At 67.9% G+C, this 25,143-nt stretch carries 22 protein-coding genes; 16 read left to right on the top strand and 6 right to left on the bottom strand.

Features of this window, described 5'->3' with window-relative positions:
* Nucleotides 1-23 precede the first annotated feature (23 nt).
* On the bottom strand, nt 24-1,169 hold the full coding sequence (locus AC3ANU_RS06520; protein WP_488315678.1) for a carboxylate-amine ligase: 1,146 nt from the start codon (nt 1,167-1,169) through the stop codon (nt 24-26).
* A 199-nt stretch (nt 1,170-1,368) separates the two neighbouring features.
* Between AC3ANU_RS06520 and AC3ANU_RS06515 the strand changes: the two genes are divergently transcribed.
* The 8 genes from AC3ANU_RS06515 (at nt 1,369) to AC3ANU_RS06480 (ending at nt 9,871) form a co-directional block, all read left to right on the top strand.
* A complete protein-coding gene (locus tag AC3ANU_RS06515) occupies nt 1,369-2,091 on the top strand; it encodes a VIT1/CCC1 transporter family protein (protein WP_134164075.1) in 723 nt (240 codons plus the stop codon).
* Nucleotides 2,092-2,151: 60 nt separating this feature from the next.
* Nucleotides 2,152-2,640 (top strand): hypothetical protein, encoded by a 489-nt coding sequence (locus AC3ANU_RS06510; RefSeq protein ID WP_488315677.1) that lies wholly within the window; start codon nt 2,152-2,154, stop codon nt 2,638-2,640.
* Between the two features lie 159 nt (nt 2,641-2,799).
* Nucleotides 2,800-3,657, top strand: a complete 858-nt coding sequence (ctaC, locus tag AC3ANU_RS06505; protein WP_018768820.1) for an aa3-type cytochrome oxidase subunit II — start codon at nt 2,800-2,802, stop codon at nt 3,655-3,657.
* Between the two features lie 15 nt (nt 3,658-3,672).
* Nucleotides 3,673-5,427: an aa3-type cytochrome oxidase subunit I gene (gene ctaD, locus AC3ANU_RS06500; RefSeq protein WP_186447817.1), complete on the top strand. Its 1,755-nt coding sequence runs from the start codon at nt 3,673-3,675 to the stop codon at nt 5,425-5,427.
* Between the two features lie 182 nt (nt 5,428-5,609).
* On the top strand, nt 5,610-6,665 hold the full coding sequence (locus tag AC3ANU_RS06495) for an iron ABC transporter substrate-binding protein (RefSeq protein ID WP_018768822.1): 1,056 nt from the start codon (nt 5,610-5,612) through the stop codon (nt 6,663-6,665).
* Nucleotides 6,666-6,669: 4 nt separating this feature from the next.
* Nucleotides 6,670-8,259: an ABC transporter permease gene (locus AC3ANU_RS06490; protein WP_488315676.1), complete on the top strand. Its 1,590-nt coding sequence runs from the start codon at nt 6,670-6,672 to the stop codon at nt 8,257-8,259.
* Entirely contained in the window at nt 8,256-9,413 is a 1,158-nt protein-coding gene (locus AC3ANU_RS06485; protein WP_186447816.1) for an ABC transporter ATP-binding protein, read from the top strand. Before AC3ANU_RS06490 ends, AC3ANU_RS06485 begins: the two co-directional genes overlap by 4 nt.
* A 197-nt stretch (nt 9,414-9,610) precedes the next feature.
* Nucleotides 9,611-9,871: a hypothetical protein gene (locus AC3ANU_RS06480; RefSeq protein ID WP_018768825.1), complete on the top strand. Its 261-nt coding sequence runs from the start codon at nt 9,611-9,613 to the stop codon at nt 9,869-9,871.
* A gap of 14 nt (nt 9,872-9,885) precedes the next feature.
* Here AC3ANU_RS06480 and nhaA read toward each other — a convergent pair whose 3' ends face one another.
* Nucleotides 9,886-11,238, bottom strand: coding sequence for a Na+/H+ antiporter NhaA (nhaA, locus tag AC3ANU_RS06475; RefSeq protein WP_478222958.1), 1,353 nt, complete (start codon nt 11,236-11,238; stop codon nt 9,886-9,888).
* 83 nt (nt 11,239-11,321) lie between these two features.
* Nucleotides 11,322-12,020, bottom strand: a complete 699-nt coding sequence (locus tag AC3ANU_RS06470; protein WP_488315951.1) for a PAS and ANTAR domain-containing protein — start codon at nt 12,018-12,020, stop codon at nt 11,322-11,324.
* Between the two features lie 451 nt (nt 12,021-12,471).
* Here AC3ANU_RS06470 and AC3ANU_RS06465 point away from each other — a divergent pair, with 451 nt between their 5' ends.
* The 8 genes from AC3ANU_RS06465 (at nt 12,472) to AC3ANU_RS06430 (ending at nt 21,716) form a co-directional block, all read left to right on the top strand.
* Nucleotides 12,472-14,607 carry a heavy metal translocating P-type ATPase gene (locus AC3ANU_RS06465; RefSeq protein WP_488315950.1) on the top strand — a complete coding sequence of 712 codons (2,136 nt, stop codon included), beginning with the start codon at nt 12,472-12,474 and terminating at the stop codon, nt 14,605-14,607.
* A 32-nt stretch (nt 14,608-14,639) separates the two neighbouring features.
* Nucleotides 14,640-15,119 (top strand): hypothetical protein, encoded by a 480-nt coding sequence (locus tag AC3ANU_RS06460; protein ID WP_488315675.1) that lies wholly within the window; start codon nt 14,640-14,642, stop codon nt 15,117-15,119.
* Nucleotides 15,120-15,172: 53 nt separating this feature from the next.
* A complete protein-coding gene (locus AC3ANU_RS06455) occupies nt 15,173-15,805 on the top strand; it encodes a DUF305 domain-containing protein (protein ID WP_488315674.1) in 633 nt (210 codons plus the stop codon).
* Nucleotides 15,806-15,946: 141 nt separating this feature from the next.
* Nucleotides 15,947-16,639 (top strand): arsenate reductase/protein-tyrosine-phosphatase family protein, encoded by a 693-nt coding sequence (locus tag AC3ANU_RS06450; protein ID WP_488315673.1) that lies wholly within the window; start codon nt 15,947-15,949, stop codon nt 16,637-16,639.
* Between the two features lie 133 nt (nt 16,640-16,772).
* The gene (locus tag AC3ANU_RS06445; RefSeq protein WP_488315672.1) at nt 16,773-17,927 is read left to right on the top strand and encodes an LCP family protein; all 1,155 of its coding nucleotides are present in this window, start codon (nt 16,773-16,775) and stop codon (nt 17,925-17,927) included.
* A gap of 219 nt (nt 17,928-18,146) precedes the next feature.
* Nucleotides 18,147-19,832, top strand: a complete 1,686-nt coding sequence (locus AC3ANU_RS06440; RefSeq protein WP_488315671.1) for an alkaline phosphatase D family protein — start codon at nt 18,147-18,149, stop codon at nt 19,830-19,832.
* Nucleotides 19,833-19,993: 161 nt separating this feature from the next.
* Nucleotides 19,994-20,785, top strand: coding sequence for a histidine phosphatase family protein (locus AC3ANU_RS06435; protein ID WP_223992584.1), 792 nt, complete (start codon nt 19,994-19,996; stop codon nt 20,783-20,785).
* A complete protein-coding gene (locus AC3ANU_RS06430) occupies nt 20,769-21,716 on the top strand; it encodes an NAD(P)H-hydrate dehydratase (protein ID WP_488315949.1) in 948 nt (315 codons plus the stop codon). The genes AC3ANU_RS06435 and AC3ANU_RS06430 overlap by 17 nt, the downstream gene beginning before the upstream one ends.
* Nucleotides 21,717-21,893: 177 nt before the next feature.
* On the opposite strand, the gene AC3ANU_RS06425 is transcribed toward AC3ANU_RS06430, so the two are convergent.
* The 3 genes from AC3ANU_RS06425 to AC3ANU_RS06415 all read right to left on the bottom strand — a co-directional run bounded on the left by AC3ANU_RS06425 (nt 21,894) and on the right by AC3ANU_RS06415 (nt 25,066).
* Entirely contained in the window at nt 21,894-22,316 is a 423-nt protein-coding gene (locus AC3ANU_RS06425; RefSeq protein ID WP_142071277.1) for an Hsp20 family protein, read from the bottom strand.
* Nucleotides 22,317-22,845: 529 nt separating this feature from the next.
* Nucleotides 22,846-24,486 (bottom strand): FAD-dependent monooxygenase, encoded by a 1,641-nt coding sequence (locus AC3ANU_RS06420; RefSeq protein ID WP_488315670.1) that lies wholly within the window; start codon nt 24,484-24,486, stop codon nt 22,846-22,848.
* A gap of 13 nt (nt 24,487-24,499) precedes the next feature.
* A complete protein-coding gene (locus AC3ANU_RS06415; protein ID WP_223992588.1) occupies nt 24,500-25,066 on the bottom strand; it encodes a hypothetical protein in 567 nt (188 codons plus the stop codon).
* Nucleotides 25,067-25,143 lie beyond the last annotated feature (77 nt).

Genomic DNA, 25,143 nt, shown 5'->3' with positions numbered 1-25,143 from the left:
CGCCTGCGTCCAGGACGCGGCTCCTAGGAGGAGCCGGCAGTGCAGTCAGCCGCATCCTGTACTACCTGCTCCAGGTCGCCGGTGCGGTGCAGCACCTCCATCTGCCGCACGGCGCCGGTGCCGGTGTTGAGTACCGCGTCCACCAGGGCCTCCACCCGGGGCAGGTCACCCATGTCTTCCAGCGCCCCACGGATGTGGTTCAGCAGGGAATTCACGACGGCGAGCGCGGACGCCGGGCGGTGCGTGTGCGGGTCCAGCAGTTCTCCCCGCAGCCCCCACCGGCTTGCTTTCCAGGCGGCCAGCCGAAGCAGCGCCGAGGGCGCCGACACCGGCCCGATGCCCTCGCGCCATTCCCGCGCGGACGTTTCCACCAGGCCCCTGGCAATTCCCGCCAGCATGACGGTGTTCTCCGGCCGCAGGCACACGTCGGCCACGCGGATCTCTACTGTGGGGTAGTGCCGCGAGAGGCGGGCATCGAAGTAGACCATGCCCTCGTCCAGGGCGACGCCGGTGCTCACCATGTCGTGCACCAGCTGGTGGTAGGCGTCCGGGGTCCCCAGGATGTCCAGCGGACCGGCCGAGGGCCAGCGGTTCCAGACCTGGGAGCGGTAGCTGGCGTAGCCGCTGTCCTGGCCGTGCCAGAACGGTGAGTTGGCGCTGAGCGCGATAAGCACCGGCAGCCAGATACGCATCCGGTCCAGCACGGCCACGGCTTCCTCCGGCGACTCCACCGAAACGTGGATGTGGCACCCGCAGGTGAGCTGTTCCCTGGCGGTCAGCCCGTATTCCTCCGTCATTGCCCTGAATCTCCGGAGCTGTACGGGATGCGGGTCGGCCGGGAGCGGCGAGGTGCCCAACGCGGCCACCCTGACGCCGATGTCCCCTGCCGCCTGCCGGGCGATACCCCGCCCGGCAATGATGTCCTGTTCCAGCCGTGCCAGGGTGGCGTGGGGCGGGGTGACCACCTCGATCATTTCCTGCTGGAACTCAGCGGCCAGGACGGGCCCGGCTCCGGCCTGCAGGGGGCGGACGTACAGGTTCAGGAGTGCTCCGGCCATCGGCACGGCTTCCCCGTTTGCGGGGTCCACCAGGAGCAGCTCCTCCTCGACGCCGAACGTTCGCCTGCCTGCGCCCGCGCCTCCATTGCCGTCATTGCCGTAGGTGTCCATCGCCGTCGTCCTCCTCCCGTTGCCTGCTCTTGGAGCGCCCAGGCCTGGATCCTGCTTTTCAGGACTAGTAAGTAAACTTATTTGTTTTAAGGTACGCCCAGGATTGCAGTTGGTACAGGGTCTGCACCAGGCATGCCCGTGTGGTTAGGGGATGCAAACCTTCGTGGCAGAGGGGTCCCTGCAGTGCTTTACTGCCAGCATGTCTGAAACTCTCAAGCTGAGCCGCAACGAACCGCACGACAGCAGCGTGGCATCCCGCCTGAACTGGCTGCGGGCCGGTGTCCTGGGCGCGAACGACGGCATCGTCTCCGTGGCGGCAACTGTGGTGGGCGTGGCCGGGGTGACCAACGACCTCGCGCCAATCCTGGTGGCAGGCACCGCGGCGGTGGTGGGCGGCGCCGTGTCCATGGCGTTGGGCGAATACGTTTCCGTGAGCAGCCAAAGCGACAGCCAGCGGGCACTGATCGAAAAGGAACGCCAGGAGCTCAGGGACGATCCCGACGGCGAACTGGCAGAGCTTGCGCACATCTACCAGGCAAAGGGACTCAGCGAAGCCACGGCCCGGACAGTTGCCGAAGAATTGACGGCAAAGGACGCACTGAAGGCACACCTGTCTGCCGAACTGAACATTGACGAAGAGGAAGTGGTCAGCCCCTGGCACGCAGCCTTCGCCTCCGCCATCGCGTTCACCGTCGGCGCCGTGCTGCCTATGCTGGCCATCATCTTCCCGCCCGAAGGGGCGCGCATCCCGGTCACGTTCGTCGCCGTCATCCTGGCGCTCGCGCTGACCGGCACCGTCAGCGCCAAAATCGGCGGCAGCTCCAAGCGCAAAGCCACCATCCGGCTGGTGGTTGGCGGGGCGCTTGCCATGGCCTTCACGTTCGCAGTGGGAAGCCTCCTGGGCACCACCGGCATCGCCTAGCCCTTCTCGAACCCAGCCACTTCCCACATTCCGCTGCCCGCTACTGATCAGGAGTTTCCCGTGCTGGAGATCGCCGGCCTTCCGGCCCATATTCTGTTGATCCACGGCGTGGTGGTCCTGGCTCCGCTGGCCGGGGTCTCGGCAGTGGTTTTCGCCCTGCTCCGGCGCACCAGGCGTTACCTGGCCTGGCCCATGGGAGTCCTGGCACTGCTGCTGGTTCCGCTGTCCGTCCTTACCGCCGAAGCGGGGGAACAGCTGGAAAAGGCCAGGGGCGCGTCACAACTGGTTGAGGAGCACGCCCACCAGGGGAGTTTCCTCCGCTACGTCACAGTGTTGTTCCTGGTGGCCGTGGGTGCCCAGATCACCGCAGCCTTCCCTACGCTCCTGACACGCCGACCCGCTTTCCACGGTCTCCGCGGGCTCCTGGAGTCCGGCTGGCTGCTCCCCGCCACCTCGGTGCTGGGCGTACTGGCGGGACTGTTCCTGGTGTACCAAAGCATCGTGACCGGCCATTCGGGAGCAGTGTCCGTTTGGGCCGGCAGCCGCTAGCGCAGCCACCCGAAAACCTCTTCCCATCAGCATCCGCCCCGGCGTAGGGTGGGGCACACAACTGCTGGTCCCGGGGCCAGCAGTGGGCTCATGCAGTTGGGCTTCTGGAGCATGCCGGAGGGACCACAGGTGGGTAGGAAACCATTCAAAAACCAAAGCATGCGGCGCCTGGCAGGACTGGGCGCTGGCCTTGGTGTGTTGCCGCTGCTGGCCTCCTGCTCCGCCGAAGTGTCCCGCGGCTTCCTGCCCGGGAACCGTGACACCACCAACAACACCGCGCTGATCACGGACCTGTGGGTCAACTCCTGGATCGCTGCACTGGTGGTGGGCATCATCACCTGGGGACTGATGATCTGGGTCATCGTTGCCTACCGGCGCCGGAAGAACACCGTAGGGTTCCCCGCGCAATTGAGCTATAACCTTCCGCTGGAAGTGTTCTACCTGGCCATCCCGCTGATCGTCATCGGCGTCCTGTTCGTCTTCACGGACCGGGAACAGCGGGCCATCGATGCACGCTACCCCAACCCGGACGTGGTGATCGACGTCTTCGGCAAGCAGTGGTCCTGGGATTTCAACTATGTCAAGGAACAGGTCCACGAGGACGCCGGACAGCAGGCCCACCTGACCGGCGACTGGGGCACCCCGGACCGGCTGCCCACCCTCTACCTGCCGGTGGGCAAGAAAGTGGAACTGCACCTGCAGTCGCGCGACGTGCAGCATTCCTTCTGGGTGGTGGATTTCCTGCAGAAACGCGACCTGTATCCGGGCCACGAACAGTACAACCCCTACATCAACATCACCCCCAACCGCGTGGGCGAATACATGGGCAAGTGCGCCGAACTCTGCGGCGAGTACCACTCCGAGATGCTCTTCAAGGTCCGGGTGGTCAGCCAGCAGGAGTATGACAGCCACATCGCGGACCTGAAGGCCAAGGGCAACACGGGCAACCTGGGCGCCGACTACAACAGGGCACCGATGTCGGCCCCGTCACCGCAGGCCCCGGACGCAGCACAGTAAAGGAGGGCACCGAACATGACCACCACAGGCCAAAGAATGGGCGGAACCGCAGCCACGGCCGCACCGGCAGTGGTCCGGCGCTCCAAAGGCACCATCATCGTCAACTGGATCACCTCCACCGACCACAAGACCATCGGGTACATGTACCTGATCTCGTCCTTCGTGTTCTTCTGCGCCGGGGGCGTGATGGCCCTGCTGATCCGTGCCGAATTGTTCGAGCCCGGCATGCAGATCCTGCAGACCAAGGAACAGTACAACCAGCTGTTCACCATGCACGGCACCATCATGCTGCTGATGTTCGCCACCCCGCTGTTTGCCGGGTTCGCCAACGTGATCATGCCGCTGCAGATCGGCGCCCCTGACGTGGCCTTCCCGCGCCTGAACGCGCTGGCCTTCTGGTTCTTCCTGTTCGGCTCCACCATCGCGGTGTCCGGCTTCATCACCCCGCAGGGCGCAGCGTCCTTCGGCTGGTTCGCCTATGCGCCGCTGTCGAACACGACGTTCACCCCGGGCATCGGCGGGGACCTGTGGGTCTTCGGCCTGGCACTGTCCGGCTTCGGCACCATCCTGGGCTCCGTCAACTTCATCACCACCATCATCTGCATGCGCGCCCCGGGGCTCACCATGTGGCGGATGCCCATCTTCACCTGGAACACCCTCGTCACCGCCATCCTGGTGCTCATGGCGTTCCCGCCGCTGGCCGCCGCCCTGTTCGCGCTTGGCGCGGACCGCAAGTTCGGGGCCCACATCTTCGACCCGGCCAACGGCGGCGCCATCCTCTGGCAGCACCTGTTCTGGTTCTTCGGCCACCCGGAGGTGTACATCATTGCGCTGCCGTTCTTCGGCATCGTGTCGGAGATCTTCCCGGTCTTCAGCCGCAAACCCCTGTTTGGCTACAAGGGCATCGTGTACGCCACCATCGCCATCGCAGCCCTGTCCGTGACGGTGTGGGCCCACCACATGTACGTCACCGGCGCGATCTTCCTGCCGTTCTTCGCCTTCATGACCATGCTCATCGCGGTGCCCACCGGCGTGAAGTTCTTCAACTGGATCGGCACCATGTGGGGCGGGTCGCTGACCTTCGAAACGCCGATGCTCTGGAGCATGGGGTTCCTGGCCACGTTCCTGTTCGGCGGCCTCACCGGGATTATCCTGGCCTCGCCGCCCATGGACTTCCACGTCTCGGACACCTACTTCGTAGTGGCGCACTTCCACTACGTGGTGTTCGGCACGGTGGTGTTCGCCATGTTCGCCGGGTTCTACTTCTGGTGGCCCAAGTTCACCGGCACCATGCTCAACGAGCGCCTGGGCAAGATCCACTTCTGGATGCTGTTCCTGGGCTTCCACGCCACGTTCCTCATCCAGCACTGGCTGGGTGTCCTGGGCATGCCCCGCCGGTACGCGGACTACATGCCGGAGGACAACTTCACCGGAATGAACCAGTTCTCCACCATCGGGTCGTATCTCCTGGGCGCGTCCCTCATCCCGTTCTTCTGGAACGTCTACATCACCTGGCGCGCCGGCAAGAAGGTCACCGTGGACGATCCCTGGGGCTTCGGCGCTTCGCTGGAGTGGGCCACCTCCTGCCCGCCGCCGCGGCACAACTTCACCTCGCTGCCCCGGATCCGTTCGGAACGTCCCGCCCTGGACCTGCACCACCCGGAGCTGAGCGTCCGGCTCCACCCGTCCGAAAACGCCCCCGGGGAGAGCCTCCTGGGTGCCGCGGACATCGGGGAGCACGACGTCCACGACCCCAACCCGAACACCTAGCGGACCATCAGAATTACGTCACGCCTTGTTTGCGTAATTGATGTGAACCTCATCACTTAAAGCGCTTTCCGGCTTGGAGCTTAGGTTTGCCTACCCTACAGTTTCCTGACATAGGCACCGTTTACCGGCGCCCATCAGGACTTAGGTTCAAGCAGACTTTTTCCCCACCGAAAGCAGCCTCAATGAAGATCCGCAACAGCGCGCTGGCCGGCATCGCACTCGCCGCCACCGCCGCTCTTGGCCTGACCGCCTGCGGCGGCGCCACCCCCGCCGGCAACGGCTCGTCTTCCGCTTCCGGCGGCGCCGCCGCGGGCGGGATTACGGTGTACAACGCCCAGCACGAGAGCCTCACCAAGGAATGGGTGGATGCCTTCACGGCCGAAACCGGCATCAAGGTGACCCTCCGGCAGGGCGATGACACGGAGATGTCCAACCAGATCATCCAGGAAGGCCAGGCGTCCCCCGCGGACGTGTTCCTCACCGAAAACTCCCCCGCCATGACCCAGGTGGAGAACGCCGGCCTGTTCGCCGACGTCAACAAGGACACCCTGGCCCAGGTCCCCTCCGAATTCACCCCCTCCACCGGGAAGTGGACGGGCATCGCCGCACGCTCCACCGTCCTGGTCTACAACAAGACCAAGCTCACCGAGGACCAGCTGCCCAAGTCCATGCTTGACCTGGCCAAGCCCGAATGGAAGGGCCGCTGGGCTGCGTCGCCCACCGGCGCGGACTTCCAGGCCATTGTCTCCGCACTGCTGGAACTGAAGGGCGAGTCCGCCACCGAGGACTGGCTCAAGGCCATGAAGGACAACTCCAAGGCGTACAAGGGCAACAGCACGGCCATGAAGGCAGTGAACGCCGGTGAAGTGGATGCCGCGCTGATCTACCACTACTACTACTACGGCGACCAGGCCAAGACCGGCGAGAACTCCAACAACGTCACGCCTTACTACTTCAAGAATGAGGACCCGGGCGCCTTCCTGTCCGTCTCCGGCGGCGGCGTGCTCAAGTCGTCCAAGAACGCTGCAGCCGCGCAGGCCTTCCTGAAGTTCATCACCGGCAAGAAGGGGCAGGAAGTCCTGAAGAACGGCACGTCCTTCGAGTACGCCATCGGCTCTGATGTGCCTGCCAACGACAAGCTGGTTCCCATCAAGGACCTGCAGGCCCCCAAGGTGGACGCTGCGAAACTCAACTCCCAGAAGGTCAGCGATCTGATGACCCAGGCAGGACTACTGTAATTCCGTGACCTCCGATCTATCGGCTCCCCCACGGCGGAGCACGACGACGGCGGGCCGGGGCACACGCCCCCGCCCGCCTTTCGGCGTTTCCGCGGTGTCCGTCGTGGCGGTGCTGATCGCCCTCTTCTCCCTCATCCCGCTGGGGTACGTGGCCTACATGACGGTGGCAACCGGGTGGGACACCGCCGTCGGCCTCATCCTGCGGCCCCGGGTGGGCGAACTGCTGCTGAACACCCTGCTCCTGATGGCTGCCACCATCCCGCTGTGCCTGCTGCTTGGCGTGGCAGGGGCATGGCTGGTGGAACGGACCAAACTGCGCGGCCACCGAATCTGGGCAGTCCTGCTGGCCGCGCCGCTGGCCGTCCCGGCGTTCGTGAACAGCTACGCCTGGGTGTCGGCCATCCCGTCGCTGGGCGGCCTGGGCTCGGGGATCCTGATTTCCACCCTCTCCTACTTCCCGCTGGTCTACATTCCGGCGGCAGCCACCCTGAGCCGGCTGGACCCGGCCATAGAGCAGTCGGCCGCCGCGCTGGGACTGGGCGCCTGGCGGGCCTTCTTCCGGGTGGTGCTCCCCCAGCTGCGGATCGCACTGACGGGCGGCGCGCTGCTGGTGGGGCTGCACCTGCTGGCCGAATACGGCGCCTTCGCGATGATCCGCTTCGACACCTTCACCACCGCGATCATGACCCAGTACCGGTCCACGTTCAACGGCGCCGCCGGGAACATGCTGGCCAGCGTGCTGGTGTTCTTCTGCCTGCTGCTGCTGGTGGCCGAAGTCCGCGGCCGCGGCACGGCACGCTACGCGAGGATCGGTTCAGGCGTGCAGGCCAAGGCCCTGCGGCTCCCCCTGCATGCCTACCACGTCCCCGCCCAGCTCTTCCTGCTGGCGCTGACCGCCCTGGCGTTCGGCCTCCCGCTGTTCTACGTGCTGAAGTGGATCCTGGCCGGCGGGGCCGAGGCCTGGACCGCCACCGAATTCCTCCCCGCACTCCTTGCCACGTTCTGGTACGGGCTCCTCGGCGCCGCAGCCACCATCGTGGTCGCCTTCCCCATGGCCTACCTCGCGGTCCGGAGGCCCGGCTGGTTCAGCAAGTCCCTGGAACTGTCCAACTATGTCACCAGCTCCATGCCCGGCATCGTGGTGGCCCTGGCCTTCGTCACAGTCAGCATCCGCTTGGTACCGGGGATCTACCAGACGGCGGGAGTGCTGGTGGCCGCATATGTTCTCCTGTTCCTTCCGCGGGCCCTGGTGAACCTCCGGGCCGGCCTGGCACAGGCGCCCAAGGAACTCGACGAGGCGGCACAGGCGCTGGGCAAGCCGCCGCTGCTGGCCTTCATCCGTGTCACCCTGCGGCTCACGGCTCCGGCCGCCGCGGGCGGGGCTGCCCTGGTGTTCCTGGCCATCGCCAACGAACTCACCGCCACGCTGCTCCTGTCCCCCAACGGCACCCGGACCCTGGCCACCGAGTTCTGGAGCAAGAGCAGCGAAATCGACTACGCCGGCGCCGCACCCTATGCCCTGCTGATGATCCTGCTTTCCGCACCCATGACCTATCTCCTCTTCCAACAGTCCAAGAAAGTAGCCGGACAGTGACAGCACCATCGACCCGCAGGCTGCCCGAGCCGCGGGTGGCACCCTCCGTGGCCGCAACCACCAACAGCCACCTGCAGATCACGGACGTCACCAAGAACTTCGGATCGCAGGCGGTCCTGAGGGGCGTCAACCTGTCCGTGGCCAAGGGCGGAACCACCGCCATCGTGGGACCGTCAGGCTCCGGCAAGACCACGCTCCTGCGCCTGATCGCCGGGTTTGAGCATCCGGACACCGGCAGCATCTCGCTGAACGGGACCCTGGTGGCGGGTGAGGGCGCTTGGCTGCCGGCGCACAAGCGCCAGATCGGCTACGTGGCGCAGGACGGTGCCCTGTTCCCGCACCTCACCGTTGGCCAGAACGTTGCCTTCGGCCTTGATGCGGCAAAGCTTGAAGGCGGCAGGCGGGCCGTGGCAGCACGCGTTGCCGAACTCCTGGAAATGGTGTCCCTGGATGCCGCCATGGCCAAGCGCCGGCCGCACCAGCTCTCCGGCGGCCAGCAGCAGCGGGTTGCCCTGGCCCGGGCGCTGGCCCGTGAACCGGAGCTGATGCTCCTGGACGAGCCCTTCTCCGCCCTGGATGCCGGGCTCCGCGTGGCCACCCGCCGCGCCGTGGCCAAGGTGCTGGCCGAGGCCGGCGTCACCACCATCCTGGTCACGCACGACCAGGCCGAGGCCCTCTCCTTCGCCGACCAAGTGGCCGTGATGCGCGGCGGCAAGCTGGCCCAGATCGGCAACCCCTTTGTGGTGTACACCCGCCCCGCAGACCGCGCCACCGCTGAATTCCTGGGCGACGCCGTCATCCTGGACGCCTGGCTGGAAGGGTCCCTGGCCACCTGTTCCCTGGGCGGCATCCCGGTGCGCAGGCCGCCGGCGCAGGGACGGGTGCAGCTGATGCTGCGGCCGGAACAGATCCGCATCGCCGAAGACGGCCCCATCCGCGGCGTGGTGGTGGACACCGACTACTTCGGGCCCGAAACCACGGTGCGGCTGAAGCTGAACGTGCCCCAGGAAGTGGCAGAGCACGCCGACCACCGCTACCCCGGCGGCGGCGAAGTGATCACCATCCGGCACTGGAACGCGTCGATCGCGCGGCCCGGCATGGAGCTGTGCCTGCGGGTTGTGGGCGAAGCCGTCGCGTTCCCGATCGAGGACTGAGCTCCGGCCTGCCGCGCTCAGCTGCGTATCAGAAGCTTGTCCGCCCATCCGAAGCTACAGGGCACAGATGGACGAACAAGCTTCTGATCGGTGCGCCCGCCCCTGCTGACACAGAAAAAACACCGGGCGGAAACACTCCGGCAACCTCGTCAGGGCAAGCTGTGCTTACGGGGATACAACAGCAGGAGGCAGCCCACATGGAGGCACAAGGAGTACGTACCGCCCAGCTCCGCATCGGGGACCAGATTGAGGCATGGCACCGCGGCAGGCTCTTCCACAAGGGACGGGTGACGGACGTCGTCCCGCACCTGGAACTCTTCTGGATCCTGGACGCCCGCACCGGCACCCGCAAGCTGCTGGACCCCGAGGCCCTGGAGATCCGCCACGTGGAAGCCCCCGCCGAAACGGGAACCCAGGTATCAGCCAAGACCCAGGCAAAACCACTCGCCCCCGCCTGAAGCCCGGCGAAGGGTCAGGTGCGTTCCTGGTAGACGTCCGGGACGCCGTCGTGGTCCGAATCCACCCTCTCAAGCTCTTCGGCGACCCGGTACTGCCGGTTCCGGGTCCGCAGCACAGCCGTGGCCAGCAGCGCGGCGATCAGTGACGCAGCCAGGATGCCCACCTTGGCGTGGTCGTCATGGAGGCTGCCATGGCCGAAGCTGAGCTCCGCCACCAGCAGGGACACGGTGAACCCGATCCCTGCGAGCAGCGCCACGCCAAACACATCGATCCATTTGAAGGAGCTGTCCAGGCTGGCCCTGGTGGCCTTGGTCAGGATCCACGTGGTGCCCATGATGCCCACCGGCTTGCCCAGGACCAGGCCCAGGATGATACCCAGCGCCACCGGGTCCGTCAGGGCCGAGCCCAGGCCCTCCCACCCGCCAACGGCCACGCCGGCGGAGAAGAACGCGAAGATGGGAACGGCCACGCCGGCGGAAATCGGACGAAACCGGTGCTCGAAGATCTCGGCCAGTCCGGGCCCTGCCTCCGGGCCGCCGGAGGCCCGGGACCGGATCACGGGAATGGCGAAGCCCAGGAGTACCCCGGCCACGGTGGCGTGGATTCCGGAGGCGTGCACCAGCGCCCAGGTCGCGGCACCCAGCGGCAGCAGGATCAGCCAGGCTGCAACTGCGTGGCGGCCGAAGAACCGGCGGTACTTCTGGGCCAGGAAGGTGTAGACGGCCAGCGGGATGAGGGCCAGGAGCAGCGGCGCGGCCTGGATGTCGCTGGAGTAGAAGAACGCGATGATGGTGATGGCAATCAGGTCATCCACCACGGCCAGCGTCAGCAGGAAGATCCGCAGGGCGCTGGGGAGGTGGGATCCGATGATGGCCAGGACCGCCACGGCAAAGGCAATGTCCGTTGCGGTGGGGATGGCCCAGCCGCGCAGCGTTTCCGGGCTGGCGAGGTTGACGACGGCGTAAATCACCGCCGGGACAGCCACGCCGCCCACGGCGGCCGCCACGGGCACGATGGACTTGCTGACTTGCCGCAGGTCGCCGGCAACGAATTCGCGTTTGAGTTCCAGGCCCACGAGGAAGAAGAAGATGGCCAGCAGCCCGTCCGCTGCCCAGGCCCCCAGGCTCAGGTCCAGGTGCCACGGCCCATAGCCCACCCTGAGATCCCGGAGGGCAAAGTAGCTGTCCGACGCCGGGGAGTTGGCCCAGATGAGGGCAATCACGGCAGCCAGGACCAGGAGGGCTCCACCCACGGTTTCCTTGCGGAGGATCTCCCCGATGCGCAGGGCTTCGGCGTAGCTGCCGCGGGCGAAGACGGTGGAGCCGAAAAACTTGTTCCTGCTGGGCGTGGGCGGGGTGGAGGTCATGAAGGCGTCCTTAAATCCGGGTTCGGCAAATCCATGCCGACCAGACTTCCCGGCGCACCTCCCCATATCCTACCGGGTACCGGCTACCCGGCGCGGCGGCCTCCAGTGCGGTCTGCCCGGCCGTTCATGCGTTCTGCCCGGCCGTTCAACTGGATGGCCCGCACGGCCCGGTCGAGGTAAGTTCGCGCCTCCGGGGAGTTGGCCAGCTGCACCAACTCCGCTGCCACCACCACCAGCTTGACGTTGCGGTGGCTGCTGGTGCTGACCAGCATCTGGAAGGCGTCGTCGGAGCCGAGCTTCAGCTGCCCCATGAGGATGCCCCTGGCCTGGTCGATCAACGTGCGGGTTGCGGTGGCACCCACCACGGCCTCGCGCGTCGCCTCTTCAGTTTCGCGCTGCAGCGTCCGGCTGAGGTCCACCGTCACGCCTTCGAACGCCGCCAGCGTTCCATCAGCGGCCAGGATCGCCTCGCCGGAGGTGAGCACACGCCTGGTCCGGCCGCGGGCATCGACGATCCGGTGGTACATGCAGAAGAACCCGCCGGTGGTCGATACCTGCGCCAGGATCTCCTCGCACCGCTCCCGGTCATCCGGGTGCTTGTGGGACAAGATCAGTTCCATGCTGGGGACAACATCGCCGCGCTGGTAGCCGTGCAGCCGGAACATCCCGTCCGACCAGTGGAAGGTTGGGCCTGCAGGCCCCATCTCCACCCTGAAGATGCCCGCATCGCTTTCACTGTCTCTGAGCGCACTCGAATACGTGTATAGGTTGCTGAGCTCCATCACAGGTCCACCCTCCCGCACACCGGCCAGCCCCCCCCCCTATGGGAGCGGGCTCTCGTCACTACTCCCAGTATGGTCGCCCCGCGCGCCGGAAGGTAGGGCGGGATGCCCTATGGATGCAGCGGACACATAGAGTAGGGACCCTTGCCACTTATACCCCTAGGGGGTATATTGGTGGTGTTGTCAGTGAAGTGGTATGTCCCGGCTGGTGCCCACACCGGCCTTCACAGCCGTTCAACCCCAGCGCCCCTTGATTCCCTCAACGGATTGGAACTGACATGAACACCGGGAACCGCCCCGAGCTCCCCCTCGCCTCCTCCGGCTGCAGCTGCTGCGCCCCTGCCGGCGCCGCGGAACCGGCCACCACCCTGCCCGCGCCTGAGGCACAAAAGCGCCCTGCCGCCGTCGGAAATTCCGATCGCTTGGCAGCGGCTTCCTCGAAGGAGGAATGATGCAGGACCATCACGACATGCAGCACCAGGGCGGCCCGCACGACCATCACCAGCCACCCAGCGGAACCCTGACCCAGCCGCCGGCGCACGGCGCCGGGCATGGACAACACGGCGGCCACAGCGACGACGACCATACCGTCCACACGCACGGCCAGCACGCCGGGCACAGCACAGCCATGTTCAAGGACCGGTTCTGGCTGACGCTGGTCCTGGCCGTTCCGGTGGTCTATTTCAGCCCCATGATGGGCGACCTTTTGGGCTACATGCCGCCCGAGTTCCCCGGTTCCGCCTGGATCCCGCCGGTCCTGGGCACCGTCATCTTCCTGTACGGCGGCCAGCCGTTCCTCAAAGGCGGCCTGCAGGAGCTCAAGGACCGCGCTCCGGGAATGATGCTGCTGATCGGCATGGCCATCACGGTGGCCTTTGCCGCTTCCTGGGTCACCAGCCTGCGCATCGGCGGCTTCGACCTGGACTTCTGGTGGGAGCTGGCGCTGCTGGTGGCCATCATGCTGCTGGGCCACTGGATCGAGATGCGTGCCCTCGGGTCGGCGCAGGGCGCCCTGGATGCCCTCGCGGCTCTGCTGCCGGACGAGGCCGAACGCATTACGGACAGCGGCACGGAAACCGTCCCCGTTTCCCACCTCAAGACCGGCGACCTGGTCCTGGTCCGCCCCGGCGCCCGCATGCCCGCGGACGGAACCGTGGTGGACGGGCAGGCTGAGTTCGACGAGTCCATGATCACGGGGGAATCCAAAACCGTGGCACGCGGCGCCGGCGACCCGGTGGTGGCCGGAACCGTGGCCACGGACAGCAGTGTCCGGGTGCGCGTCACCGCCGTGGGCGACCAGACCGCCCTGGCCGGGATCCAGCGGCTGGTGGAAGAGGCGCAGGCGTCGTCGTCGCGTGCCCAGGCACTGGCAGACCGCGCAGCGGCCTTCCTCTTCTACTTCGCCGCCGGCGCCGGTGTCCTGACCTTCATCGCCTGGACACTGCTGGGAAGCGTTCCAGACGCCGTCACCCGCACCGTCACCGTCCTGGTCATCGCCTGCCCGCACGCTCTGGGTCTGGCGATACCCCTGGTGATCGCCATTTCCACGGAGCAGGCGGCCCGGGCCGGGGTGCTGATCAAGAACCGGATGGCGCTTGAACGGATGCGCACCATCGACGTGGTCCTGTTCGACAAGACCGGCACGCTGACCACCGGTGAGCCGGAGCTGAAGGACGTTGCCGTGGCCGGCGGCGTCGAGGCGGACGCCGTGCTGGCCCTCGCCGCCGCCGTCGAGTCGGACAGCGAGCACCCCGTGGCGCGGGCCATCGTCCGCGCCGCCAGGGCCCGGAGCCTGCCACTGCCCCAAGCCACCGGTTTCACCTCGCTGCCGGGCCGGGGCGTCCGGGCCAGCGTGGACGGCCGCACCGTGCACGTGGGCGGGCCTGCGCTCCTGCGCGAGCTCGGCGTCGTCGAACCCGAGGCCCTGGCCTCAAGCACCCGGGCGTGGATGGACCGCGGAGCCGCCGTGCTCCACGTTGTCGACGGCGGCGCGGTCCTGGGTGCCGTGAGCATGGAGGACGCGGTGCGGCCGGAGTCGCGGCAGGCTGTGTCCGCCCTGCAGCGGAGGGGCGTCAAGGTGGCCATGGTCACCGGTGATGCGCACCAGGTGGCGCAGGCCGTGGCGGCGGACCTGGGCATTGACGAAGTGTTCGCCGAGGTCCTGCCCGCGGACAAGGACAAGAAGGTGGCCGAGCTGCAGGGCCGCGGGCTGAAGGTGGCCATGGTGGGCGACGGCGTCAACGACTCGCCGGCGCTGGCACGCGCGGAGGTGGGCATCGCCATTGGCGCCGGAACCGACGTCGCCATGGAATCGGCGGGCGTGGTGCTGGCGGGGAACGATCCGCGCGCAGTGCTGTCCATGGTGGACCTGTCCCGGGCCAGCTACCGCAAGATGTGGGAGAACCTGGTGTGGGCCACGGGCTACAACATCCTGTCCGTGCCGCTGGCCGCGGGCGTCCTGGCGTTCGCCGGGGTGGTTCTGTCCCCGGCTGCCGGGGCTGTGATGATGTCCGCGTCCACCATCGTGGTGGCCCTGAACGCCCAGCTGCTCCGGCGCCTGAAACTGAACCCGTCTGAGGTACGTTGAACAGCATGGACAGATCGGAAGGAGGGACAGCCATGACCACCCGCGCCGTGGCGTCCTTCCTCCGCGCAGCCTGGCTGCTGGCCGCCACCCTGGCCGTCATCGCCGGGCTGCTGGGCATGCACGTGCTGACCGCCGGGCATGCTTCGCACGGGCCTGTTGCCCAGGGCATGGATACGCACAGCGCGGCCGCCCCCGCGGCACCGACTGGGGCCGCCGCCGTCGTGCATTCCGCGGTTGGGGACCATCCCGGCCACGCCGGCCACGCGGCCGGCCCGGCTTCCACCGACCCGCCGGCCCTGGCGCCGGGCACCTGCGGCAACTCCTGCCCGGGGGCGCAGGAGTCGGGGGCGCCCTGCGTGCCGTCGGTCCCCGGCGGCCCCGTGACGGTCCTCCCGCCGCAGGCAACCCTTGCCGTCCTTCCGTTGCTGCCGGCGGCCGGCAACCCAGGCTCTTCCTACGGGTACCTGCCGCCCAGCCCATCACCGTGCGACCTCTCCATCAGCCGGACGTAAACCGGACTGCGCCCTGTACCCCGGCCCAGTTCCACTACATCCCTGAAGGACCCATGAACACCACTATCAAAACCCTGTCCATTGCTGCTGCCCTGGCGGCTTCCCTCGGCCTGGCAGGATGCGCGGCCAATGCCGGCTCCGGCAACGGCATGCCCATGGACCACGGCAGCTCCAACCCCATGTCCAGCACGATGCCAAGCGCCGGCACCATGCCCAGCGCCAACGCCGACCATAACCAGGCGGACATCATGTTTGCCCAGATGATGATCCCGCACCACGCCCAGGCGGTGGAGATGAGCGGCATCATCCTGGCCAAGCCGGACATGCCCGCAGAGGTGACCGCGCTCGCCACCAAGATCAAGGCGGCGCAGGCACCGGAGATCGCGCAGATGACCGGCTGGCTCAGCGGGTGGAACGTGCCCACCATGATGAGCGACCACTCCGGACACGGCATGACCGGCATGGTGGACGACGACGGCATCGAGAAGCTGAAGTCTGCCACCGGTACCGAGGCCGCGCGGCTGCTCCTCGAGCAGATGATCGGCCACCATGAGGGCGCCATCGACATGGCCCAGCAGGAGATCAGCGCCGGCAAATTCCCGGACGCCGTGAAGCTGGGCCACGACATCGTGGACGCGCAGCAGGCGGAGATCACGCAGATGAAGCAGCTGCAGGCCACGTTGTAAGCGGCATTTCCGCCCGCCGGGAACTCCCGCGGCGCGGCGGCGGCGCCCGGCCCGGGAGCCCGCCGCCGCGCCGTTGCGTGTTAAGTTGAAAGGCACGGGTCCGGACCGGATCCGCCAGCAGCTGGGAAAAGAGACATCTCCTTGGACACTTCCGCACCAGTACGAATCCTCACCGTCTGCACCGGCAACATCTGCCGCTCGCCGGTGGCCGAACGGCTGCTGCAGGCTGGACTCGACCAGGTGGTGCCGGGCGGTTTCCAGGTGTCCAGCGCCGGAACCCGTGCCATGGTGGGCGAACCCATGCAGCCCATTTCCGCGGACATCGTGCGGACCTTTGGCGGTGATCCCGAAGGGTTCGCGGCACGGCAGCTCACGCCCGGGATCCTGCGGGGCGTTGACCTGGTGCTCACCATGACGTCCGGGCACCGCGGCGAGGTCCTGCAGCTTGATGCCTCCCTGCTCAAGCGGACGTTCACCATCCGCGAGTTCGCCCGGATGCTTGATGTCCTGGCCCAGCGGGCCTCCGGGACAGACGCCCAACGGGCCGCCGTCGAATCTTCCCCAGGTGCGCTTCCGGGCGGCGACGCGTCCGACGGCGACGCCCGGCTGGCTGCCAACGCCGCCTTGTGGCGCGGCTTGCCGGCACGGGCCGCCGGGGTGCGCCACCTTTCGCTCCCCGCCGACTCCGCAGACAACGACATCGTGGACCCGTACCGCCGCGCGCCGGAGGTGTACCGGGAGATGGAGGACCAGCTGGCCCCCGCCATTGTCTCCATCCTGCGCCATGCCCGCCTCAACGCCCCGGTCCCCGGGACCGCGCCCCAGTCGCCCTAGTGGAACAGCGTTACCGCAGCTCGACGCCGAACCGGATGGAACCTTCGCAGGTGACAGTTTGGATAACCTTGTAGCCAACCGGGGCCTGCCCGACGCACACTGAACCCACCAAACACAATGAGGTGGAGGCGTCATGAGCATCCCAGGCGGTTCTGATCCATCCGGGCCCGGTAACTCCGGGAACTCCGGTTCCCTGCCGCCGGGTTCCTCCGGTTCCCACCGGCCGGCCTGGCTGGCGGCTCTGGGCCGCCGCCGCTGGGTCGCCGCCCTGGTGGTGCTGGCACTTGTGGTGGCTGCCGGAGTCGCGGTCTTCAGCCTGAGCCGCTCCGGCCAGCAAGCACAGCCTGCAGCCACCCAAACCGAGTCGCCCAGCCCGACGCCGACGCCCACGCCCACCCCGACCCCCTCTGAAACTCCCCCGCCCGCTCCTGCTCCCCCACCGCCGCCTGCCCCGATCCCGGACCTGCCCGCCGCCCCGATGAACATCCTCGTCATCGGCAGCGACATCCGTGACACTCCCGCACGCGACGCCGCCGCCCACACTGCCGCCACCGGGGAACCCTCAGACCAGAGGGCGGACACCCTGATGGTGGTCCATGTCCCTGCCGACCGCCGGAACCTCTACCTCGTCTCCATCAACCGCGACAACTGGGTGGACATCCCCGGCTTCGGCAGCGCCAAGATCAATTCCGCGCTCCAGTATGGCGGGATCGACCTGCAAACCGCCACGGTGCAGCAGCTGCTGGGAATTACCATCGACCACACCCTGATGCTCGACTTCGGCGGGTTCAAGCTCCTGGTGGACGGCCTGGGCGGCATCGACGTCAATGTGCCGATGTCCTTCCAGTCCTCGATCGAAACCCAGCACGTCTTCACCCAGGGCATGAACCACCTGGACGGACAAGCCGCCCTGGAATTTTCCCGCGAGCGCTACGCATTCTCCGACGGCGACTTCCAACGGGTCCGCGACCAGCAGATCATGCTCCGCGCCATCCTGGCCCGCCTCACCGGGGGCGGTGCCCTGAACGACGTCAACGCCGTGCGGTCGCTGGTCGACTTTGCCTCCTGCTGCCTCACGGTGGACAAGGGATTCGATCCCGTCCAGGCAGCGATCCTGGCCTACAGCCTGCGCAACCTTGATGTGAACGCCATTGGCACCATGACGCTTCCGACGGCGGGCTCCGGATTCGTTGCCGGGCAATCCGTACTGTTTCCGGACTACGGAGGCATCGCGGCCGTGGGGGCGGCACTTCGGGAGGGCCGGATCGGCGACTTCGCGAGGCCTTAGGGCACGCCAGCGACACGCTTATTCACTGGCGACGCGCATATTCCCTGGCGCGGCGATATTTGGGGTGCGCCGATGACTTTGGGCGTCGCAGCGGAATTTGCGCGTCGCCACTGCGGCAATACGCTCCGGACGCGGCCGCCACGCCTTGTTCAGCAGCGGCTTACCCGGGGTTCACCGGCGGGACAGAGTCTGTGCGCCCGCCGGAGCGAACCTGAGGGCATGACTGAGAACTCCCGCGCCACCGTTTCACGCCGCACCGTCGTCAAGGGGTCGGTCCTGGCCGCCGCGCTCGCATCCGTCCCGGCCGCTGCCCAGGCAGGCACCACACCGTCAGGCGTTGCGCTGGTCCGCAACCGCCTGACCCTGCCCAGCGGCATCGCCACCGGCGACGTCACCTCCGATTCAGCCGTTCTGTGGTCCCGCGCGTCCGGCGCAGGCCGGATGACGGCAGTCCTGCGGGCCGTGGACGACGGCGGCCAGGTCCTGCGCGGGCGCGGCGCCTTTGAGCGGGTGCTCCGCGGGCCCCGGGCCACCCAGGCGTCCGATTTCACCGCCAAGATCCATGCGGGAAACCTGCCGTCCAACACCCGCTTCGCACTGGAAATCAGCTTCGAGGACGACGGCGGGGCGGCCGGCGAGACGGTCCGCGGCAGCTTCCGCACGGCGCCGGACGCCGGAACGATCAACGGCACGGGCCGCACCGGTGGCACCAGCAGCGGCGGCGACGTCCCGGCGTCGTCTGCGCAAAGCTTTGTGTGGACCGGCGACACCGCTGGCCAGGGGTGGGGCATCAACGAGGAGATCGGCGGGATGCGCGGCTACCTGGCCATGCACCAGACCCGCCCGGACTTCTTCATCCACTCCGGCGACACAATTTACGCCGACGGGCCCATCGCCGAAAGCGTGGTGGAAAAGGACGGCCAGGTGTGGCGGAACCTGGTGACAGAGGAGGTCTCCAAGGTGGCCGAAACGCTCACCGAGTTCCGCGGCCGGCACCGGTACAACTCCATGGACGCCAACATGCGGGCCATGTTCGCTGACGTCCCCGTGATCGCCCAGTGGGACGACCACGAGACCCACAACAACTGGTACCCCGGCCAGATCATCGATGACTCCCGATACACGGTGCGGGACGTCAACACCCTGGCTGCCCGCGGCCGGCAGGCATGGCAGGAAAACATGCCCATCGCGGACAGCTCGGCCGTCTGGCGCCCGGGAACGTTCGACGACGCCGGCCAGTACCAGCCCGCCCGGATCTACCGGAAAATCAGCCGCGGACCGCAGCTGGACGTCTTCTGCCTGGACATGCGCACCTTCAAATCGCCCAACACGGACGGCAAGGAGCCTTACGCCACCTCCATCCTGGGCCAGGAGCAGGTGGACTGGCTGATCCGCGAAGTTTCGAAGTCAAAGGCGACCTGGAAGGTGATCGCCGCGGACCTGCCGCTGGGCATCGTGGTGCCGGACGGCCCGGTCAACCAGGAGAGCCTGTCCAACCGCGACGCCGGCGCCCCGTTGGGCCGTGAGCTGGAAATTGCCGCGGTGTTGAGCGCCTTCAAGCGCAACGGCGTGAAGAACACGGTGTGGCTCACCGCCGATGTGCACTACTGCGCCGCCCACCACTACTCCCCCGAACGGGCAGCCTTCACCGGCTTCGATCCGTTCTGGGAGTTCGTGGCCGGGCCCATCGCCGCGGGATCATTCGGCCCCAACACGATGGACGGCACGTTCGGGCCCGAGGTGGTGTTCTCGAAGGCAGGGCGCTTTGCCGGGGAGTCCCCGCGCGGCGGCGAAAACCAGTTCTTCGGGCACGTCCAGTTGGATGCGGACAACAGCTTCACCGTGAGCCTTCGCAACGCCAACGGAGCCACGGTGTTCTCCAAGGTCCTGACGCCGGAGCCGTAGCTTCGGGTCCCCGCGGCACTGTTGCTGCGCCGACGGCGGCCGCGCACCCATGGTGCGCGGCCGCCGTCGGCCGTTATTTTCCGCCGCCCCCTGGGTACGCCGTTGGTAGTGTTCCTGCAATCGGCACGGCATTTCGGGCACGGCGAGGACGGGGTGGTTTCTTGAAGGGTGAATCAGCAAACGACGACGGCCTGACGGAGGCCGTCCAGCAGGCCGGGGCCGTGGAGCTGCTCCTGGTCCGGCACGGCGAGAGCGAGGGCAACGTGGCGGCCACCGAGGCCCGTGCGGCCGGAGTGGAGGTCATCGAGGTTCCGGCCCGTGATGCGGACGTGGACCTGTCGGCAACCGGGAGGGAACAGGCCAAGGCGCTGGGTATCGCCCTGGGCCGGACCGCCGGGGAGTTCCGCCCTGACGCCGTGGTGTCCTCCCCCTATGCCCGTGCCCGCCAGACCGCTGAAATTGCGGTGGAAACAGCCGGCTGGCCGCTGCAGGTGCGCACGGACGAGCGGCTCCGCGACCGCGAACTCGGCATCCTGGACCGGCTCACGCGGCTGGGCGTGGAGAGCCGCTACCCCGAGGAATCCGAACGCAGGGATTGGCTGGGAAAACTGTATTACCGGCCGCCGGGAGGGGAATCCTGGGCGGACGTGGCGCTGCGGCTGCGGTCCGTACTGGCAGAGCTGAACGGCCTGGGCACCGGCCAGCGGGTGATGCTGGTGTGCCACGACGCCGTGATCATGCTGTTCCGGTACGTGCTGGAGGGGCTGAGCGAGAAGGAACTGCTGGACCTGGCAGCCACGGAGGCCATCCTCAACGCCTCGGTGACCCGGTTCGTCCGCCCCTCCGGCGTTGGGCCGTGGACGCTGGAGAGCTTCAACGTGGCCGACCACCTGGCCGAGCAGGGCGTCACCGTCACCGAGCATGCCGGAGACACCAGTGTCCGGCCGCGGTGAATCCTCCGGCGCCACCCTGGTGACGCCGTCGCTCCTGCGGGACTGGCCGCTGCCGGCACCGGGCGCGGACAAGTATTCCCGTGGCTCAGTGCTGGTGGTGGGCGGTGCCCGGGCCACCCCCGGCGCCGCCCTGCTGGCCGGCACCGCAGCGCTGCGCGCGGGCGCCGGAAAGCTGACCCTGGCCGTTGCCGGGTCGGTGGCCGTCCAGCTGGGGGTGGCGCTGCCCGAGTGCGGTTCCATCGGCCTGCCGGAGACTGCCGGCGGCTCGGTCAAACCGGAACTGGACAGCATCCACTCCTACGTGGACCAGGCGGATGCCCTCCTGGTGGGGCCCGGCCTGGACGACCCCGACCTTGCCGGTGAACTGCTGGAGGCGTTGCTTAAGCGCGAGGCCGGCGGCGGCCACGGCGGTGGCGGCAACCCCGGTGGTGGCGCCGGCAGCAGGCAAGGCGCCGCCGTCGTCCTCGATGCCTACGCGCTGGCCGCGCTGGTACACCTGGAGGACCGGCTGGACCCGTGGCGCGGCCGCCTCATCCTCACACCGAATCCCACGGAGGCCGGCATCCTGCTGGGGCGGGACGCGGATGATCTCGAGAAGGACCTGGCCGAAATCTCCGAACGGTTCGACGCCGTAGTCAGCTGCCAGGGGCTGATCACCCAGCCGCCAGGGCTGAACCCCGACGAGCCGGACCTGTGGAAGATCACCACGGGGTACGGCGGACTGGGCACCTCCGGCAGCGGGGACGTGCTGGCCGGGGCCATTTCCGGGGTCCGTGCCCGGGGAACCAGCAGCGCGCAGGCAGCCTGTTGGGGTACCCACCTGCACGCAGCCGCGGCAGACAGGCTGGCCAGCAGGCTGGGCCCGTTGGGGTTCCTGGCCCGTGAACTTGCCGACGAACTGCCGGCGCTGATGCTGGAACTGGGCACCTGACCCTTGACGTGGACCGCCCGGACATGCGGACGGCCCCCGGCCAAAGCCGGGGGCCGCCGTGTCGGGAGGTCAGGGCCTACGCTGCCGTTGCGCTGTTTGGCGCTGTGGCGTGCACAGAATGGCGATTCGCCCCAAAAAGGCAGTCAACAGATATGGCCGCCTCCCGGTTCTTCAGGTCTAGGCAGCGATTTCCTGCTTTTCCCCCTTTGTTTCGATTTCGATCTTGCGCGGCTTGGCCTTTTCGGCGACCGGGATCCGCAGCGTCAGGACACCGGCGTCATAGCTGGCCTTCACATTCTCTGTGTCCAAGGTGTCGCCAAGAATCAGCTGGCGACTGAAGACGCCGCGCGGCCGCTCAGCGGCAATCAGCTCGGTATCCTTGCCAGCGGGATCGGGACGCTCCGCCCGCACCGTCAGGACGTTCCGTTCGACATCCAGGTCCACCGAGTCCGCCGTGACACCCGGCAAATCAAAGGCCACGACGAATTCCTGGTCCTCGCGCCATGCATCCATCGGCATCGCCGCCGGACGTGCAGTGGTTCCGAGGACTTGCTGGGTTAGCCTGTCCAGCTCGCGGAACGGATCGGTTCGCATCAACATGGCTTCCCTCCTCGTGAGAGTTGATCCAACATCCACGTCAGTCGATCTATATTCGCTGACATAGATTTTTTAGCACCGTGGAAGCAGGTCCGCAAGAGGTTTGGGTGCCGATTCCTGAAGAATTTTTCGGTCCTGCAGGCTTCGGATTTCGGCCTTTTACCCGGGCACACGGAAGGGGCCTCTTGCACAGCTCCTGCTGTGCAAGAGGCCCCTTCCGGACTAGGTCCTGTCTTCTCCGGTCAGTCCCTGGTGGGGTCCGGACGCAGCGGTGCGGGCCCTGGATCCGGGACGGGCAGCGGGCCTGGGGGCGCCGGCGCGGGGAACGGATTGGGAGACGGCGGGCCGGGCGGGCGCGGCTGGGTGGGATCCGGCGATGTGGGCTCCGGACCGGGTTCGGGCGGAAACGGCTCGGGTTCGTGCACTGGCGGGATGGTCATGGAACTTCCCCTCTCACGCTGGGCGGATGTGCCTTGAACTGAACAGAATACGCCTGCGGCCCGCCGGCAACTACCCTCCAGTCCGGCGCCGTTTAGTACAGCGCTGATTGGTCCGGGACGGCGCCGACCAGCCGCAGCCAGCCGCGCAGCTGGGCGGAGCCTGCCTCCCCACAGCGGAAACCGACGTATCCGTCCGGGCGGACCGCCACAACGCCCCGGCCCGGGTGGCTGTCGAGGCGGTGGACATGGAGCAGGGGACCGGGTCCCGTCCGTGACCGCAAGGTGGGGCTACCGCCAAAGGCACCAGGGCCGGCGTCGCGTTCCAGCAAAAGGTGGACGCCGGGCACGGCGGTCAGTTCGTGTAGGCGGGCCGCCCGCCCGCCGACCGTCACGGGCGCATCCGGCAGCCGCTCGCCGGGCCTCGGCCACCCGGCGGCGCGCGGCGTGCCGTCCCGGGAGATGGCACTGTTCCGGTAGCGAACGAATGGCTGGGACAACAGCCTGATGCCCTGGGAGGTGAGCCACTGCCGGCGGAGCAGCACCGGCAGGACCGGAGCGAAGACGGGCAGGAGGCTCCGGGCCAGGCGGGCCACCGGGTGCGGCGAGGCTTCGCCGAAGAAGATGACGTGCGTCAGCGCCAGCACGCGCCGGGCCGCGAGCCGCCGCTCGTGCCCATAGGTTGCCAGCAGTTCCGGGAGCGGCCCGCCTGCCGTCGAGGCGAAACCGAGCTTCCACCCGAGGTTGAGCGCGTCCAGGATGCCGTTGTTCATGCCCTGCCCGCCCGCAGGCGAGTGGGCGTGCGCGGCGTCGCCGGCGAGGAAGAGCGGAGTGTTTCCGAACGTACTGGCCAGGCGGTGTTGAAGCGGGACTTGGGCCGACCAGCGCACGTCCCGGACCGCAGCACCCAGTCCCGACTCCCCCATCAGGCGGGCCACTTCATCCGGCGGAACGGGCGGACCCAGCTGGCCGAAGCCGGCTGTGGATTGCGGCAGCGCCTGCCGGGTGGCCAGCATCCGCCAGGTGGCGCCCTCGCCCAGCGCGAAGAGGAAGGCCAGTCCCCCGGTCCCGACGGCCACGTGCAGCAGGCCAGGGTCCAGGGCGCCATCAAGCTCCAGGTCCGCCAGGACCGCCTCCACCCGGTACGGGGCACCCCGCCACTGCGCGCCGGTGAAGCCGCGGACCGTGCTGGACTGCCCGTCGCATCCGGCAAGGAACCGGGAAGCGTGGCCGCCGGCTCCGCCCCCGGCGTCGCGAAGCTCCGCAAGCACCAGGCCAGGCCCCGGGCCACCGCCGGTATCCAGGGTGCCCTCCGGTCCCAGTCCGCAGAACTCCACGCCCCAGTCCACCGGCACGCCCCTGGCCTGCAGTGCCTGCCAGAGCACGTCCTCGACGTCGGCCTGCCGGACCAGGGTCAGGTGCGGAAAGGCGGTATCCGGGAGGTCCGCGTGGCCCAACCGGGCTTCGACCACGCGCCGGCCGAAGTGGATGCGTGCCAGGGGCGTGGTGTCGGCCCGGTCCAGCAACGCGTCGGTCACGCCCAGCGGGCGAAGGCCCTCCAGTGCCCGTGCATGCAGCATCATCGCCCGGGACGGCCGGACACGGTGTTCGCGCCGGTCCACCACCCGGACCGTGGCTCCGTGGGCGTGCGCCTGGAGGGCCGTGGTGAGCCCGGCGGGACCCGCGCCTACCACCAGAAGGTCGGTGTCCGCCGTCGTGCGTTGCCTGACTGCCATACCCGCCCGGCCGTCATGCCTGGCCGAGAAGCCGCCACCAGGCGTGGTCCTGGGTGGCTGCTGCTTCCTGCATCCGGGCGGGGTTTGCGAGCACCTCGTCGCGGCGCAGCCCGGGAACCACTTTGTAGCTGATGGACCCGGGGACGCTGACCAGTTCCAGGACCCGCCAGAGGGCCGCCGCGTAGCTTCGCGCCCGCTCGGCACCGTCCCATTCGTACAGGCCGCGGTAGGCACCGAAGGTGTCGTGGGCGCACCACAGCTTGGAAACAAAGCCCGGGAACCCGACGAAGAGCGGGGTGTTCAGCAGGCTTTCCGCCTCGAAAAGGCGGTGCATCCGGCCCCGGACCAGGCGCAGCGTGAAGGCCACCACCAGGATGCAGGGCTCACCGGGCTGCCGGTCGACGGCGGTCTCCCGGTAGACCCGCGAGGTGCTGCCGTCAGCGAAGCGCAGCACCCGGCCCACGTTTTCCTTGGGAAGATGCACCTGCCTGCGGACCAGCATCACGCACGACGTTCCCATGCAGCGGGTCACCGCCAGCCATGCTTTGGCGCGGGGAGCCGGTCCGGATTCGGGGGTCATGGTTTCTCCTTTTCCCTGCGGGACCCTTTCAGGGTGCCGGGAACCGCGGGCAGGATCCCAGAGTCTTTCGCCCCATT

Source organism: Arthrobacter sp. SDR-2R (assembly GCF_057747955.1).
The sequence above is the reverse complement of the archived record's forward strand: the minus strand, read 5'-3'. Positions and strand labels throughout refer to the sequence as shown.

Excerpts from the sequence above, each read along its gene's own strand:
- AC3ANU_RS06520 (WP_488315678.1), bottom strand. The coding sequence starts at position 1,169 with ATGGACACCTACGGCAATGACGGCAATGGAGGCGCGGGCGCAGGCAGG.
- AC3ANU_RS06515 (WP_134164075.1), top strand. The coding sequence starts at position 1,369 with ATGTCTGAAACTCTCAAGCTGAGCCGCAACGAACCGCACGACAGCAGC.
- ctaC (WP_018768820.1), top strand. The coding sequence starts at position 2,800 with ATGCGGCGCCTGGCAGGACTGGGCGCTGGCCTTGGTGTGTTGCCGCTG.
- ctaD (WP_186447817.1), top strand. The coding sequence starts at position 3,673 with ATGACCACCACAGGCCAAAGAATGGGCGGAACCGCAGCCACGGCCGCA.
- AC3ANU_RS06495 (WP_018768822.1), top strand. The coding sequence starts at position 5,610 with ATGAAGATCCGCAACAGCGCGCTGGCCGGCATCGCACTCGCCGCCACC.
- AC3ANU_RS06480 (WP_018768825.1), top strand. The coding sequence starts at position 9,611 with ATGGAGGCACAAGGAGTACGTACCGCCCAGCTCCGCATCGGGGACCAG.
- nhaA (WP_478222958.1), bottom strand. The coding sequence starts at position 11,238 with ATGACCTCCACCCCGCCCACGCCCAGCAGGAACAAGTTTTTCGGCTCC.
- AC3ANU_RS06470 (WP_488315951.1), bottom strand. The coding sequence starts at position 12,020 with ATGGAGCTCAGCAACCTATACACGTATTCGAGTGCGCTCAGAGACAGT.
- AC3ANU_RS06465 (WP_488315950.1), top strand. The coding sequence starts at position 12,472 with ATGCAGGACCATCACGACATGCAGCACCAGGGCGGCCCGCACGACCAT.
- AC3ANU_RS06460 (WP_488315675.1), top strand. The coding sequence starts at position 14,640 with ATGACCACCCGCGCCGTGGCGTCCTTCCTCCGCGCAGCCTGGCTGCTG.
- AC3ANU_RS06455 (WP_488315674.1), top strand. The coding sequence starts at position 15,173 with ATGAACACCACTATCAAAACCCTGTCCATTGCTGCTGCCCTGGCGGCT.
- AC3ANU_RS06445 (WP_488315672.1), top strand. The coding sequence starts at position 16,773 with ATGAGCATCCCAGGCGGTTCTGATCCATCCGGGCCCGGTAACTCCGGG.
- AC3ANU_RS06440 (WP_488315671.1), top strand. The coding sequence starts at position 18,147 with ATGACTGAGAACTCCCGCGCCACCGTTTCACGCCGCACCGTCGTCAAG.
- AC3ANU_RS06425 (WP_142071277.1), bottom strand. The coding sequence starts at position 22,316 with ATGTTGATGCGAACCGATCCGTTCCGCGAGCTGGACAGGCTAACCCAG.
- AC3ANU_RS06420 (WP_488315670.1), bottom strand. The coding sequence starts at position 24,486 with ATGGCAGTCAGGCAACGCACGACGGCGGACACCGACCTTCTGGTGGTA.
- AC3ANU_RS06415 (WP_223992588.1), bottom strand. The coding sequence starts at position 25,066 with ATGACCCCCGAATCCGGACCGGCTCCCCGCGCCAAAGCATGGCTGGCG.